The following is a 14,526-nucleotide window of genomic DNA, read 5'->3' as shown; positions in this document are numbered from 1 at the left end:
CCCCCACGCCCTCCCCCACCGGCTGACCCGCCGGGTGCTGGTCAGCGCAGGGAGAGGGCGGCCAGGGCGGCGTTGACGATGCTGCCGGGGAGCAGGTCGTGCAGGTCGTACAGGTCGTGGACGGTGCCGGACTGGCCGAACTCGTCGACGCCGAGCGGGACGGCCGGGGCGCCGACGGCCGAACCGAGCCAGGCCATGGCGTGTGAGGCGGCGTCGTGCACGGTCACCACCGGCACCCGGTCGGCGAAGGCCGACCGCAGCGCGCCGGGCACGCTGGGCACGGTGGCGGTGCGTACGCCCTGCCGCAGGGTGCGCTGCCAGGCCCGGTAGAGGCGATCCAGGCTGGTCACATCCACCACGTGGGCGGCGACCCCCTCCTCGGCCAGTTCCGCCGCGGCGGCCAGCACCTCGGGCAGCACCGCACCGGAGGCGGCCAGCTGCACCGTCGGCGCGTCGGCCAGGCGCGGGTCCGCCTGATGGGCGTCGACCAGCCGGTACGCCCCGGCGAGCACCTGCCGGCGCAGCACCGCGTCGCCGAGCCGGGCCCGGGCCGCCTCGAACGGCGCCTGGTCCAGCGGGCGGGTGGTGAGCCGGAAGTAGTACGCCCCGTCCTCGGTCGGCGCGGCGGTCGCGGCCGGCCGCTCCGCCCCGGCGATGTGACCGAGCGCGTCGCAGAGCAGCCAGTCCAGGCTGGCCGCGTACGCCGGTTCGACGAACGTCACCCCGGGCAGTTCCAGGCCCACGCTCGCGGTGATCGTGGACTGGTGCGCGCCGCCCTCGGGGGCGAGCGTGATGCCCGACGGGGTGCCCGCGACGACGAACCGGGAACCGGAGTAGGTGCCGTAGAGGAAGGCGTCCAGCCCGCGCAGCACGAACGGGTCGTAGACCGTGCCGACCGGCAGCAGTGGCTGCCCGGACAGGTCCCAGGCCAGGCCGAGCTGACCGAGCAGCAGGAACAGGTTCATCTCGGAGATGCCCAGCTCGATGTGCTGCCCGTCCGGGCTCTCCGTCCAGCGCAGCATCCGGTCCTCGGACCAGGAACGCTGCGCGGTGGGTGCGAACACCCCGGTCTTGTTGATGAACCCGGCCAGGTTGGTGGAGGTCGCCACGTCCGGTGCGGTGGTGACCAGATACTTCCCCACCTGCGGATCGCGGGCCAGGTCGACGAGCACCCGACCGAAGACCTCCTGGGTGGAGATCGGCTTGTTCGCGCGTACGTTCGTGCCTTGCGGGACGGTGACCCCGAGCGCACGCTCGCGGGGCGCGCGGGACAGCGCCTCACGACGCTGCCCGGCCCGGATCCCCGCCGGCGACGCCGGGTCGAGACGGTCCCACTCGGTGTCGCGGGTCAGGCCGTGCGCCGTGCGCAGCGCGGCGACCTGCTCGCCGCTGAGCAACGCCGAATGGTTGCGCGGATTGCCGGCGATGGGCAGACCCCAACCCTTCACCGTGTACGCGAACACCACGCTCGGCCGGTCGGTCACCGCGTCACACTGGGCGTACGCGTCGAGCAGCGCGCCCAGGTCGTGCCCGCCCAGGTCGGTGACGAGCGGCCCGAGGTCCTCGTCGGTGATCTCGGCGACGAACGTCTCCACCTGCGGCGGCGCGCCGTCCAGGAACTGTTTGCGCAGCGCCGGCCCGGTCAGCCCGAACAGCGACTGGTACTGCTCGTTCGGCATCGCGTCGATCCAGTCGCGCAGCGCCTCCCCGCCCGGCTGGGCGTACGCCCGGGCCAGCTTGCGGCCGTACTTGACCTCGACCACGTGCCAGCCGGCGGCCTCGAACTGGCCGCGCCACTGGTCGATGCGGACACCCGGGACGACCCGGTCCAGCGACTGCCGGTTGAAGTCGACCACCCACATCACGGTGCCGAGTCCGGTGGTGGCGGGGTCGGCGACCGCCTCCCAGATGTTGCCCTCGTCCAGTTCGGCGTCGCCGATCAGCGCCACGAAGCGGGCGCGCGGACGCTCGCCGAAGTGCGCGTCGACGTAGCGGCGGGTGACGGCGGCGAAGAGCGGCGCGGCGGCGCCCAGGCCGACCGATCCGGTGGAGAAGTCCACCCCGTCCGGGTCCTTCGTCCGCGACGGGTACGACTGGAGTCCGCCGCGTGCCCGCAACCTCGGCAGGTACGACCGGTCCAGGTTGCCGAGCAGATACTGGATGGCGTGGAAGACCGGGGAGGCGTGCGGCTTCACCGCGACCCGATCCTCGCCGTCCAAGTGGGCGAACCACAACGCGGTCATCGCGGTCACCAGGGAGGCGCTGGACGCCTGGTGCCCACCGACCTTCACCCCGTCGCCGGTGCCGCGGTCGTGGTTGGCGGCGTCCACGATCCGGGTGGCGAGCCAGAGGACCCGCCGCTGGATCTCGTCGAGGACGTCAAGGTCATGCTGGTTCACGTGGACTCCACTGCTCCGGTACGTCGTCGTTGACGCCCGGCTCGGCATTGCGGCTCGGTTCGGCGCGGCTCGGCGCGCGGTTCGGTTCGGCGCGGTTCGGTTCGGCGCGCGGTTTGGGATTCCGCGCGGTTCGGTTCGGCGCGCGGTTCGAGATGTTAGGAGGGGGCCCCTTATATGCACGAGGCGTTAATAGGGGGCCCCTCCTTACACCTCAGCTGAGGCGGGTGAGGATCAGTTCGCGGACGGTCTTGGCGTCGGCCTGGCCGCGGGTGGTCTTCATGACCGCGCCGACAAGCGCGCCGGCCGCGGCGACCTTGCCGCTGCGGATCTTCTCGGCGATCTCCGGGTTGGCGGCGATCGCCTCGTCGACGGCGGCGGTGAGCGCGCCGGTGTCGGAGACGACCTCCAGGCCCCGGGCACCCATGATCTCGGTCGGCGAGCCCTCGCCGGCCACCACACCCTCCAGCACGGCGCGGGCCAGCTTGTCGTTGAGTTTGCCGGCGTCGACAAGACCCTGGAGTTCGGCGACCTGCGCCGGGGTGGCCCCGACCTCGGCCAGTTCCACGCCGGTCTCGTTGGCCCGCCGGGACAGCTCACCGAGCCACCACTTGCGGGCGGCGGCCGGCGTCGCACCGGCGGCGACGGTCTCCTCGATCAGCTCGACCGCGCCGGCGTTGAGCACCGACTGCATGTCCGCGTCGGAGAGGCCCCACGCCTGCTGGAGCCGGCGGCGGTGCAGCCGGGGCAGCTCCGGCAGGGCGGCCTTCAGCTCGGCCACCCAGGCCGGGTCCGGCGCGAGTGGCACCAGGTCGGGCTCGGGGAAGTAGCGGTAGTCGGTGGCGGTCTCCTTGGACCGGCCGGGGGTGGTGTCGCCGGTGTCCTCGTGGAAGTGCCGGGTCTCCTGCGTGATCCGCCCACCCGCGTCCAGCACCGACGCCTGCCGCAGCATCTCGGAGCGGACCGCCCGCTCGACCGAGCGCAGCGAGTTGACGTTCTTGGTCTCGGTGCGGGTGCCCCACTCCTCGCCGGGCAGGTTCAGCGAGGTGTTGACGTCGCAGCGCAGCGAGCCCTCCTCCATGCGTACGTCGGAGACGCCGAGCGAGCGCAGCACGTCGCGCAGCTCGGTGACGTACGCCCGGGCCACCTCGGGCGCGAGCGCGCCGGTGCCGGGGATCGGCTTGGTGACGATCTCGACGAGCGGGATGCCGGCCCGGTTGTAGTCGACGAGCGACTCGGTGGCGCCGTGGATGCGGCCGGTGGCACCGCCGACGTGCAGCGTCTTGCCGGTGTCCTCCTCCAGGTGCACCCGCTCGATGCCGATCCGCACCGTCTCGCCGTTCACCTCGACGTCGAGGTAACCGTCGAAGCAGAGCGGCTCGTCGTACTGGCTGATCTGGAAGTTCTTCGGCATGTCGGGGTAGAAGTAGTTCTTCCGGGCGAACCGGCACCACTGCGCGATGGAGCAGTTCAACGCGAGACCGATCCGGATCGTCGCCTCGATCGCCGCCTTGTTGGCCACCGGCAGCGAGCCGGGCAGGCCCAGGCAGACCGGGCAGACGCGGGTGTTCGGCTCGCCACCGAAGTCGGTCGGGCAGCCGCACCACATCTTGGTGTTCGTGCCCAGCTCGACGTGGGTCTCCAGGCCGATCACCGGCTCGTAGCGCGCGACGACCTCGTCGTACGCGGGCAGCGTCGTGGTCATGGGAACTCCAGTTTTCGGGCGCTGGCCAGCCTGCGGCGGCATCCGGACACAACGCCGCCAAGCCTAGCCGCTCGCCAGGCTCCGCCTCGGCCGGGCGTCACTCGGGTGTGGTGAACCGCCGACGGCGCTCGTACGCGAGCACGAAGAGGATCCCGCCGATGGAGAAGGCCAGCACGCTCAGGAGCAGCAGCACCACTGCCGAGTTCGATCCGGTGGTCGGCAGCCACCAGGCGCCCCGTGGCTGCGGCGACGGCGTGGCCGCCGCCGGAGACGTCTGCGCCGTCTCGGTCGGGCTGGGTGACACCTCGATCGGCACCACCGCCGGGGCGGTCGGCGGCGGGGGCGTCGTCGCCGTCGCTGTCGGCGTGGGCGCGGCCGGCGCGGCGGCGACGGGCAGCGACACCTCCTCGATGGCGCTCGTCGCCGTGCCGTCGGCGCGCACCGCGAAGGTGAAGTCGCCGCTGCTCTCGGGCCGGCCCCGCAGCCGGCCGTCGGGTTCCAGGGTCAGTCCCGCGGGCAGGTCACCGACGGCCACGCTGAACCGGATGTCGGAGTCGCCCTCGGCGGTGAACCGGAACGAGTAGCGCTTGCCGACCGTGCCGCGCGGCGGTTTCCCGGAGGTGATGCTGGTGCCCGCCGCCGCGATCACCACGGTGACCTCCTGATCGGCGGGGAAGCCGTGCGCATCGGTGAACCGGATGCCGAAGGTGTAGCTGCCCGGCGTGGTCGGCGTACCGGAGAAGACACCCCCCGACGACAACGCCATCCCCGGCGGCAACGACCCCGACCGCACCGACAACCGGTACGGCGCGGTACCGCCCGAGGCGACGAAGGTGTGCGTCGGGTACGGCTGCCCGCTGTACCAGGGCGAGGTCGGCTCCGCGGAGATGACCTCGACGGTCGGCGCGACCACCACCACGGTGACGCTCTGCTCGGCGGACTCCTCCTCCGCGTCGGTCAGCCGGATGCCGAAGGTGTAGCTGCCGGGCGTGGTCGGCGTACCGGAGAAGACACCCCCCGACGACAACGCCATCCCCGGCGGCAACGACCCCGACCGCACCGACAATCGGTACGGCGCGGTACCGCCGGAGGCGGCGAAGGTGTGCGTCGGGTACGGCTGGTGGGCGGTCACCGGCGAGGCGGGCGACCCGGAGGTGATGGCGACGCCCTCGACGGCGATCGCCGGGCGCGCACCGGCGAGAAGCAGCACCGTGAGCACTGAGACGATCGTGATCGGTCGCAGCGTCTTCATCGCGCACATCCAGGATCGGTCGGGAGCCCGTGCACCCTGTTTCACCAGGGAATAGGCACTCTACCCAACCAAGACCACAGGCAATCACGGACCGCAACCGCGTGTCGCCGAACCCGGAACCCTGGGTAGCCGAACGTCCCGCCGAGGAGCGTTCGGGCCAGGGTTCCGGGATCGATGCTCAGAGCTGCGGTGGGGTGAGGGTGCCGACGGCGCTCTCCAGGGCGGCGGCGACGCGGTACATGCGGTCGTCGGCCATGGTCGGCGCCATCACCTGGAGGCCGACCGGCAGCCCGTCGGAGAGCCCGCACGGCACCGAGATGCCGGGCCCGCCGTACAGGTTGGTCGGGATGGTGAACAGGTCGGCCAGGTACATCTGGTACGGGTCGGAGGTGCGTGCGCCCAGCGGGAAGGCCACGAACGGGGTGGTCGGCGAGATCAACGCGTCGACCCGCTCGAAGGCGGCGGTGAAGTCCCGGGTGATCAGGGTGCGGACCTTCTGCGCCTGACCGTAGTAGGCGTCGTAGTAGCCCGAGGAGAGCGCGTACGTGCCGATCATGATGCGCCGCTTGACCTCGGCGCCGAAGCCGGCCTCCCGGGTCAGCGACATGACCTCCTCCAGCGACCGGTTGCCGTCGTCGCCGACCCGCAGGCCGAACCGGACGCCGTCGAAGCGGGCCAGGTTGGAGGAGCACTCGCTCGGCGCGATCAGGTAGTACGCCGGCAACGCGTACCTGAAGTGCGGGCAGGACACCTCGACGATCTCCGCGCCCAACTTGGTGAGGGTGTCGACGGCCTCGTGGAAGGCGGCCAGCACCCCCGGCTCGGCACCCTCGCCGGCGAACTCGGAGACGATGCCGAGTCGCACCCCGCTCAGGTCGCCGGTGGCACCGAGCTTCGCCGCGGCGACCACGTCCGGCACCGGCGCCGGGATCGAGGTGGAGTCGCGCGGGTCGTGCCCGCCGATCGCCTCGTGCAGCAGCGCGGCGTCGAGCACCGTACGCGCGCAGGGACCGGGCGTGTCCAGCGAGGAGGAGAAGGCGACCAGGCCGTAGCGGGAGGTGCCGCCGTACGTCGGCTTGGCGCCCACGGTGCCGGTGACCGCGCCCGGCTGGCGGATCGAGCCGCCGGTGTCCGAGCCGATCGCCAGCGGCGCCTCGTACGCGGCGAGCGCGGCGGCGCTGCCTCCGCCGGAGCCGCCGGGGATGCGGTCGGTGTCCCACGGGTTACGGGTCGGCCCGTACGCCGAGTATTCCGTGGAGGAGCCCATCGCGAACTCGTCCATGTTGGTCTTGCCGAGCATCACCGTGCCGGCGGCGCGCAGCCGCTGCACGATCGTCGAGTCGTACGGCGGACGCCAGCCCTCCAGGATCTTCGACCCGACGGTGGTCGGCACGCCCTTGGTGGTCAGCACGTCCTTGACCGCGACCGGCACGCCGGCCAGCGGGCCCAGCTCCTCGCCGGCGGACCGGCGGGCGTCCACCTCGCGGGCGGCGGCCAGCGCGCCCTCGCTGTCGACGTGCAGGAAGGCGTTGACCTGCCCGTCGACGGCGGCGATCCGGTCCAGGTGCGCCCGGGTGACCTCGACGGCGGAGGTCTCGCCGGAGGCGACCAGCTCCGCGATCTGCGTCGCGGTCATTCTGGTGATGTCGGTCATGAGGCCACATCCTCGTCCAGGATCCGCGGTACGCGGAACCGCTGTTCCTCGGCGTCCGGCGCGCCCGACAGCGCCTCCTGCGGGGTCAGGCCCGGCGTCACCACGTCCTCGCGGAGCACGTTGGTCAGCGGCACCGAGTGCGAGGTCGGCGGGATGTCCGCAGCGGCGACCTCGCCCACCTGGGCGACCGCCTGGAGGATCACGTCGAGCTGGCCGGCGAAGGTGTCCAGCTCCTCCTCCGTCACGGCGAGCCGCGACAGTCGCGCCAGGTGCGCGACCTCCTCGCGGGAGATGGCGGCCATCGGTGCCCCCTTCGTGGCTGTCCTGCTCTGGGTACGCCCACCGGCGGTCGCGCGGCGGCCGCGGTGACGGCAGCGAGTCTATTGTTCCGCGCCCGACCGGCCACCCCCGGCTCCCCCGCGCGTGGCCGGCGGGCGGGTCGGATCACCGGGGATGCCGGTGCGGCAGGTCCGCATCGTCGTGGCCGCCTAGCGGTCGCAGCGGGCGGTAGCGGGCCAGCCAGGCGACGAGTTCCTCGGCCGGCATCGGGCGGGCGTAGAACCAGCCCTGAGCGACGTCGCAGCCGGCGGCGTGCAACATGCGCCAGCTCCGTTCGTCCTCCACGCCCTCGGCCACCACCCGCAACCCCAGCGCCTTGGCCAGCTCGATCGTGGAGCGCACGATCGCCGCGTCGTCGGCGTCGTCGACCATGCCGAGGACGAAGGAGCGGTCGACCTTCACCTCCGACAGCGGCAGCCGGCGCAGGTGTTGCAGGGAGGAGTAGCCGGTGCCGAAGTCGTCGAGCGCGATGCCCACCCCGATCCGGTGCAGCCGGGTGATGGTGGTCAGCACCCGACGCGGGTCGGCCATCAGGGCACCCTCGGTGATCTCCAGTTGCAGCCGGTCCGGGGTCAGGCCGTAGCGGGTGAGTCGATCGGCGATCTGGTCGGCGATCTCGCCGGTGTGCAGGTCGCGCACGCTGACGTTCACCGCGGCCCGCAACGTGAGACCCGCCGCCGACCACTTGGCGAGCTGCTCCGTCACGTCGTCGATGATCCGGCGGGTGAGCAGGCGCATCACCGCGCTCTGCTCGGCGACCCGGATCAGCTCCTCGGGGTCGACCATGCCGCGCCGGGGATGCCGCCAGCGCAGCAACGCCTCCACGCCTACCATCTCGCCGGTGGCGACAGCGATCTGCGGCTGGTAATACATCATGATCTCGCCCGCGTCCCCGGCGGAGTCGGGCCAGCCACCCGCGTCACCGGGCCGACCTACCGCGTTCGTGACCGGCTCGGGCCGCCGCTCGGCGGGGGTCGGCCGGGCCCACATCTCGTCGGTCACCGCGGGCTCGGCGGACTGGGCGGCGCGGCGCAGGATCGGGTCCGCTCCGGTGACGATCCGGTTGATCAGCTCGTCGTCGTGCGCCGCGACCGGCGGCCAGCGCCGACGCCACCACCTGTGGTCGCGGCGTTCGTCAGGCACCGCTGCCGCCGTCGCCGATCCGGTGGGGGCCGGCGGCACCGATCCGGTGGAAGCCGGCCGCACCGCCCGCTCCGACCCGGTGGAAGCCGGCCGCACCGCCCGCTCCGACCCGGTGGAAGCCGGCCGCACCGCCCGCTCCGATCCGGTGGGGGCCGGTGGCATTGCCGTCAGTGCCGCGCCGTCACCGCCCCGCACCGGGACCGGCCCGGCCTCCTCCCCCAGCCGGCCCGACGACCCGACCTCCAGCACCCGGCGCAGGTCGGCCAGGAGGCTGAGGCGTTCGGCGGAGTTGTGGTCGGACTCGGCGGCGTAGACGGCGACGGTGTCGCTGCGGTGTTTCGCGTCGTACATCGCCACGTCGGCGTGGCGCATCAGGGTGGCGAAGTCCTCGCCGTGCTCCGGGTACAGGGCGATGCCGATGGAGCCGCCGACGTCCAGCGGCAACCCGTCCAGCGGCACCGGCTCGGCCAACACCTGCACCACCTGGTCGGCCAGGGCCCGGGCCTGTGCCGCGTCGGTGAGCCCGGTCATCACGATCGCGAACTCGTCACCGCCGAGGCGGGCGACCAGGTCCGGCGGCTCGACCAGATCGGTCAACCGGGCACTCACCTCAACCAGCAGCCGGTCACCGACCTCGTGCCCGAGCGCGTCGTTGACGTTCTTGAACCGGTCCAGGTCGATGAGGAGGAGAGCGAGGCGGGCCTCCGGCGCGCCCCGCGCGCGGCGCTCGGCGTGCCGATGGATCTGCTCGCTCACCTCGGTCAACAGCGCCTTACGGTTCGCCAGCCCGGTGAGCGGATCGAGCGCGGCCAGTTGGTGCTGCTCGACGGTGAGCCGGGCCATCCGGTACACCGCGAAGAGCGGCACCAGCACCAGCGGCACCAGGGCCGCGCTGGCCCGAGCGGCGGTGACGAGCACCGGCGCGAGCAGCAGCAGGCTGCCGGTGGAGAGCAGTTCGAAGGGCAGCCCGTGCCGGGCGGTGGGCCACCAGCGCTCGCCGAAACGCAGCCGCACGGCGGCGGTGACCAGGCTGTAGTTGACCACGAGCCAGGCCAGCCCGGCACCACCGATCGCGGCGATGTCCGTCGCGCCGAGCGGACCACCGTCGAAGACCCCACCGGGCCCGAGGCGGATGACCGCGTACGCGGCGGCCAGGGCGCAGGCGTACTGGCCGGCGTTGAAGGCGGTCCGCCACGGGGCGTGCCGCATCCGCACCCCGGAGACCAGCACCGCGACCGACTGCACCGCGACCGCGGGACCGAGCCCCCAGCCGAGCAGGATCGCGAACGTGAAGCAGGTGGACGGGAAGACCGCCGAGGACTGCCGCCGCCCGGGCGGGACGAAGGGGCGGGCGTCGCAGGCCACCGCGAGCACCGCCATCGTCCAGAACGCCACAGGCAACTCGGGCAGCGTGCTGCGCAGGGAGGCCAACGGGTTGGCCGAGACCAGCACGGCCACGGCCAGCACGGCACCGACGAAGGCGGTGAAGTGCGCCGTCCGTCCAGGCGGGACCAGGTTGCGCGGGTCGGGCGGCTCCATCACACCTCCCGGGTACGTGATCGTGCGCGTGGGTTCACGCGCCGTGTCCCCCATGAAACGCCCCTGGTGCCTGATTTCCCGCGACGACAGTCACGAATCGGTGGTAGTCGTAATTAAGTTGGTATCCGCCATGCCTGCCCTGGCGCGCCCCGGCCGCTCACTCCTCGACGCGGGCCACCGCGCGGGCCGCCTCCGGCCCGGCGTCCAGCAGCACCCGGAAGCCCTCCTCGTCGAGGATCGGCACCTTCAGGCCGGCTGCCTTGTCCGCCTTGGATCCCGGGTTGTCGCCGACCACCACGAACCCGGTCTTCTTCGACACGGAGCCGCTGACCTTACCGCCCCGGGACTGGATCGCCTCGGTGGCCTGGTCCCGCGAGAACCCGCCCAGGGTGCCGGTGACCACCACGGTCACCCCCTCCAGCGGGCGCGGCCCTTCGGCCACCTCCGTCTCGGCCATCCGTACGCCCGACGCGGCCCACTTGCGGACCACCTCGCGGTGCCAGTCGACAGCGAACCACTCGCGGATGCTGGCGGCGATCGTCGGCCCGACCCCGTCGACGGCCGAGAGTTCCTCCTCAGTGGCCTGGTCCACCGCCTCGATCGAGCGGAACTGTCGGGCCAGGGCCTGTGCGGCGGTCGGACCGACGTGCCGGATGGACAGTGCCACGAGCACCCGCCACAGGTCGCGTTCCTTGGCCACGGCGAGGTTGTCGAGCAGCTTGACGGCGTTGCTGCCGAGGCTGCCGTCCTTGTTGACGAAGAACGGCGACCGGGCCAACTGCTCGGCATCCAACGAGAACAGGTCACCCTCGTCGGTGATGATCTGCGCGTCGAGCAGCGCGGCGGCGCTCTTGTAGCCGAGCGCCTCGATGTCGAACACCTTGCGCCCGGCCAGGTGGAAGACCCGTTCCCGCAGCTGCGCGGGGCAGCTGCGGGAGTTGGGGCAGCGGATGTCCACGTCGCCCTCCTTGGCCGGGGCGAGCGGGGTGCCGCAGGCCGGGCAGGTGGTGGGCATGACGAACGGCCGGGCGTCGGGCGGACGCAGGTCGACCACCGGGCCGAGCACCTCGGGGATCACGTCGCCGGCCTTGCGGATCACCACCGTGTCGCCGATCAGCACGCCCTTGCGCTCGACCTCGCGGGCGTTGTGCAGGGTCGCGTACGCCACCGTGGAGCCGGCCACCTTCACCGGTTGCAGCAGGGCCCGGGGGGTGACCCGGCCGGTGCGCCCGACCTCGACCTCGATGTCGAGCAGCGTGGTGTTGACCTCCTCCGGCGGATACTTGAAGGCGATCGCCCAGCGGGGTGCCCGGCTGGTCGAGCCGAGCCGCCCCTGGATCGGCACCGGGTCGACCTTCACCACCACCCCGTCGATCTCGTGCTCGACGTCGTGCCGGTGGGCGGCGTAGTGCGCGATGTAGTCCCGGACACCGGCCAGGTCGGGCACCACCCGCCAGCGGTCGCTGGTCGGCAGGCCCCAGCCGCGCAGCGCCGCGTACGACTCGGACTGGGCGGCCGGTTGGTAGCCCCGGCGGGCACCGATGCCGTGCACCACCAGGCGCAGCGGCCGGGAGGCGGTGATCCGTGGATCCTTCTGCCGGAGGCTGCCCGCGGCGGCGTTGCGGGGGTTGGCGAAGGGTGCCTTGCCCTGCTCGACCAGGCCGGCGTTGAGGTCGGCGAAGGCCGCGACCGGGAAGTAGATCTCCCCGCGCACCTCGATGAACTCGGGGACCGGGCCGAACTCGGCGGAGTCGGTGAGCCGGCTCGGCACGTCCCGGATGCTGCGCACGTTGGCGGTGACGTCCTCGCCGGTGCGGCCGTCGCCCCGGGTCGCGGCCCGGACCAGCCGGCCCTGCTCGTAGGTCAGGTTGATGGCCAACCCGTCGACCTTCAGCTCGCAGAGGTAGGGCACCGGGCCGCCGGCGTCCCGCTCGACCCGCTCCGCCCAGGCGGCCAGCTCCTCGTCGGCGAAGGCGTTGTCGAGCGACATCATCCGTTCGGCGTGGTCGACGGGGGTGAAGTCGGTGGAGAAGGTGCCGCCGACCCGCTGGGTCGGCGAGTCGGGGGTGCGCAGCGCCGGGAACTCCTGTTCCAGCGCCTCCAGCTCGCGCAGTTGCCTGTCGAACTCGGCGTCGGAGACGGTCGGCGCGTCGAGCACGTAGTAGCGGTACTGATGCTCGGTCAGCTCCTGGCTCAGCGTGGCGTGCCGCTCCCGTGCCTGCGGGGTGGGCTCGGCACCCGCCGCCGCCTCCTGTGCCGCAGTGACCTGCTGGTCGATGGCTTCCTCGGACACCCCGCTACCTCCTGTGACTGCGCTCCCGGGCACGGTATCCGGCCGGTCGGACACTCCGCCGACCGGTCAGCCGGGTTGCCGTTCCCAGGTGGCCGCGAGAGCGGCCAGTTGGTCGGCGTACTCGATGCGTCCGGCCCACTGGGCCGGCCAGGCGGCCAGGCCACCGGCGGCGCCCACGAAGGCGCCGGCCAGCGCGGCGATCGAGTCGGAGTCACCGGCGGTGCGGGCCCCCCGGGTGAGCGCGCCGACCGGGTCGTCGGCGTGCCGGACGGCGCAGTAGAGCGCCGTCGCGAGGGCCTCCTCGGCGATCCAACCCTCCCCGGTCCACCGGCACGGATCGGCACCGTCGTCGGGCGCGGCGAGCGCAGCGGTCAGCCGGCCCAACGCCGCTCGGCACTCGTCCCAGCCCCGGGCGATGAACTCCGCAGGTGTCCGCTCCCCCGACCGCTGCCACAGCTCGCCCAGCCAGTCGGCCCGGTAGACGGTGCGCTGCTCGTGGCTGCGGGCGATGAGCAGGTCGGGCAACTCCGCCAGCGCGACGCCGTCGACGAGCAGCCGCACCGCGTACGCGGTCAGCTCGCTGGCTGCCAGGCCGGTCGGGTGCCCGTGGGTCAGTCCCGCCTGGAGCTGAGCCAGCCCGGCCAGGGTGTCGAGGTCGACGTCGAGCAGCCCGACCGGGGTGACCCGCATGTTCGCCCCGCAGCCCTTCGAGTCGGCCATCGTGGCCTGCTGCCACGGCACCCCCCGGGACAGCTCGGCGCAGGCACGCAGGCAGGTCATGCCCGGCGCACGATTGTTGTCCGGGCTGGCCGCCCAGGCGAGGAAGCGGTGCCGCAGCAGTGGCTGCACCGTCTCGGCGGTGTAGGCGGACGCGTCGTGCAGCGCCCAGCCCACCGCGAGCGCCATCTGGGTGTCATCGGTGACCAGCGCCGGGTCACCGTCGAGTTCACGCGGGCCGGCCGGCCCGTACCGATTGTCGATCTCCGCCACGCTGAGAAACTCCGTCGCCTTGCCCAGCGCGTCCCCATAAGCAAGACCAAAAAGCGAGCCCCCAGCCCGCCCCAACAGTTCGATCATGCCCCCGATCATGCCCTCGGAACGCGATCATGCACTTTTCGTCGCCGCATAAGCCGCGAAAGCCGCGTAACGGCGACCGAAACTGCAAGATCGACGCGAAGGTGGGGTGGGTCAGGATTCGGAGAGGCGGCGGGCGGCGTCGCGGCAGGCGGCGAGGATTGAGCGGGCGTACGCGGGGGTGGCCCCGGCCAGGCCGCAGGCGGGGGTGACCACCACCTGCTCGGCTAGGCGACGGCGGGGGAAGCCGAGGCGGTCCCAGAGGGTGCGTACCCGGTCGGCAACCTCGGCCGAGGTCGGCGCGCGACCGGCTGGCGCAGTGGTCGGCGCGGCACCGGCCAGCAGGCCGAGGCCGGCGTCGATCGCCTCGCCCAGCGGGTCGAGGTCGGTGACCAGGCTCAGGTCGAGCGCGATGCCCACCGCGCCGGCGGTACGGATCAGCTCCACCGGCACGTCCGGGGCGCAACAGTGCACCACTGTCGGCACCCCGGCCGCCGTGATGACGGTGTTCAGCAGCGAGCGGGCGTCCGCCTGGTCCATCGCCCGGTACATGCCCAGGCCACTCTCGGTGGGCACCCGACCGGCGAGCACCGCGGGCAGGGCCGGCTCGTCCAGTTGGAGCAGTACGCAGGCCCGGGGCAGCCGACGGGTCACCGCCTCGACGTGGCCGCGCAGCCCCTCGGCGAGCGAACCGGCCAGATCCCGGACGGCACCGGGATCACGCAACATCCGGCCGCCGATCGGCAGCTCCACGGTGGCGGCGAGGGTGAGCGGGCCGGCCGCCTGGATCTTCAGCGGGCCGGCGTACTCCTCGGCCTGCTCGGCGAGCTGGTCGAGGTCGCGTTCCATCAGGTCACGCGCTCGGCGCAGGTCCTTGCCGGGACGCGGGGCGACCCGCCAGCGGGCGGCGTACAGCTCCACCGGCAGTTCGACGAGCAGGCCGCCGGTGCGCCCGATCAGGTCGGCACCGGGTCCCCGGGCCGGCAGCTCCGGCAGGTGCGGCAGGGCCGGCAGCTCACCGAGCACCACCCGCTGCGCCTCCGCGATGTCGGTGCCCGGCAGCGACCCGATCCCGGTGGCCGCTCCCGCTCCCCACACCCAACCCTGATCACTCACGGCCCGCAGCCTACC

At 72.8% G+C, this 14,526-nt stretch carries 9 protein-coding genes; all 9 read right to left on the bottom strand.

The features are described 5' to 3' along the window. Positions 1-41 precede the first annotated feature (41 nt). Positions 42-2,399 (bottom strand): thiamine pyrophosphate-binding protein, encoded by a 2,358-nt coding sequence (locus C1I93_RS20680; RefSeq protein ID WP_111244957.1) that lies wholly within the window; start codon positions 2,397-2,399, stop codon positions 42-44. A 211-nt stretch (positions 2,400-2,610) separates the two neighbouring features. Continuing rightward, positions 2,611-4,101 (bottom strand): Asp-tRNA(Asn)/Glu-tRNA(Gln) amidotransferase subunit GatB, encoded by a 1,491-nt coding sequence (gene gatB / locus C1I93_RS20675; protein ID WP_111244956.1) that lies wholly within the window; start codon positions 4,099-4,101, stop codon positions 2,611-2,613. A 97-nt stretch (positions 4,102-4,198) separates the two neighbouring features. Further along, complete coding sequence (locus C1I93_RS20670) at positions 4,199-5,353, bottom strand: Ig domain-containing protein (protein ID WP_111244955.1); 1,155 nt, start codon at positions 5,351-5,353, stop codon at positions 4,199-4,201. A gap of 178 nt (positions 5,354-5,531) precedes the next feature. Continuing rightward, positions 5,532-7,007: an Asp-tRNA(Asn)/Glu-tRNA(Gln) amidotransferase subunit GatA gene (gene gatA, locus C1I93_RS20665; protein ID WP_111244954.1), complete on the bottom strand. Its 1,476-nt coding sequence runs from the start codon at positions 7,005-7,007 to the stop codon at positions 5,532-5,534. Beyond that, the gene (gene gatC / locus C1I93_RS20660; protein ID WP_111244953.1) at positions 7,004-7,309 is read right to left on the bottom strand and encodes an Asp-tRNA(Asn)/Glu-tRNA(Gln) amidotransferase subunit GatC; all 306 of its coding nucleotides are present in this window, start codon (positions 7,307-7,309) and stop codon (positions 7,004-7,006) included. Before gatC ends, gatA begins: the two co-directional genes overlap by 4 nt. Before the next feature lie 142 nt (positions 7,310-7,451). After that, positions 7,452-10,028 carry a putative bifunctional diguanylate cyclase/phosphodiesterase gene (locus C1I93_RS20655; protein WP_111244952.1) on the bottom strand — a complete coding sequence of 859 codons (2,577 nt, stop codon included), beginning with the start codon at positions 10,026-10,028 and terminating at the stop codon, positions 7,452-7,454. 157 nt (positions 10,029-10,185) lie between these two features. Continuing rightward, positions 10,186-12,321 carry an NAD-dependent DNA ligase LigA gene (gene ligA, locus C1I93_RS20650; RefSeq protein WP_111244951.1) on the bottom strand — a complete coding sequence of 712 codons (2,136 nt, stop codon included), beginning with the start codon at positions 12,319-12,321 and terminating at the stop codon, positions 10,186-10,188. 66 nt (positions 12,322-12,387) lie between these two features. Continuing rightward, positions 12,388-13,398 (bottom strand): ADP-ribosylglycohydrolase family protein, encoded by a 1,011-nt coding sequence (locus tag C1I93_RS20645; protein WP_111244958.1) that lies wholly within the window; start codon positions 13,396-13,398, stop codon positions 12,388-12,390. A gap of 111 nt (positions 13,399-13,509) precedes the next feature. Beyond that, complete coding sequence (locus tag C1I93_RS20640) at positions 13,510-14,511, bottom strand: methionine synthase (protein WP_111244950.1); 1,002 nt, start codon at positions 14,509-14,511, stop codon at positions 13,510-13,512. Between the last annotated feature and the right edge of the window lie 15 nt (positions 14,512-14,526).

The sequence above is a fragment of the Micromonospora endophytica genome (assembly GCF_003236305.1).
GTDB classification, from domain to species: domain Bacteria; phylum Actinomycetota; class Actinomycetes; order Mycobacteriales; family Micromonosporaceae; genus Micromonospora; species Micromonospora endophytica.
Note: the sequence above shows the minus strand (reverse complement) of the source record. Positions and strands in the feature narration are given on the sequence as shown.

Coding starts and splice junctions, on each gene's coding strand:
- gatB (WP_111244956.1), bottom strand. CDS start 4,101: ATGACCACGACGCTGCCCGCGTACGACGAGGTCGTCGCGCGCTACGAG.
- C1I93_RS20670 (WP_111244955.1), bottom strand. CDS start 5,353: ATGAAGACGCTGCGACCGATCACGATCGTCTCAGTGCTCACGGTGCTG.
- gatA (WP_111244954.1), bottom strand. CDS start 7,007: ATGACCGACATCACCAGAATGACCGCGACGCAGATCGCGGAGCTGGTC.
- gatC (WP_111244953.1), bottom strand. CDS start 7,309: ATGGCCGCCATCTCCCGCGAGGAGGTCGCGCACCTGGCGCGACTGTCG.
- C1I93_RS20655 (WP_111244952.1), bottom strand. CDS start 10,028: ATGGAGCCGCCCGACCCGCGCAACCTGGTCCCGCCTGGACGGACGGCG.
- C1I93_RS20645 (WP_111244958.1), bottom strand. CDS start 13,398: ATGATCGAACTGTTGGGGCGGGCTGGGGGCTCGCTTTTTGGTCTTGCT.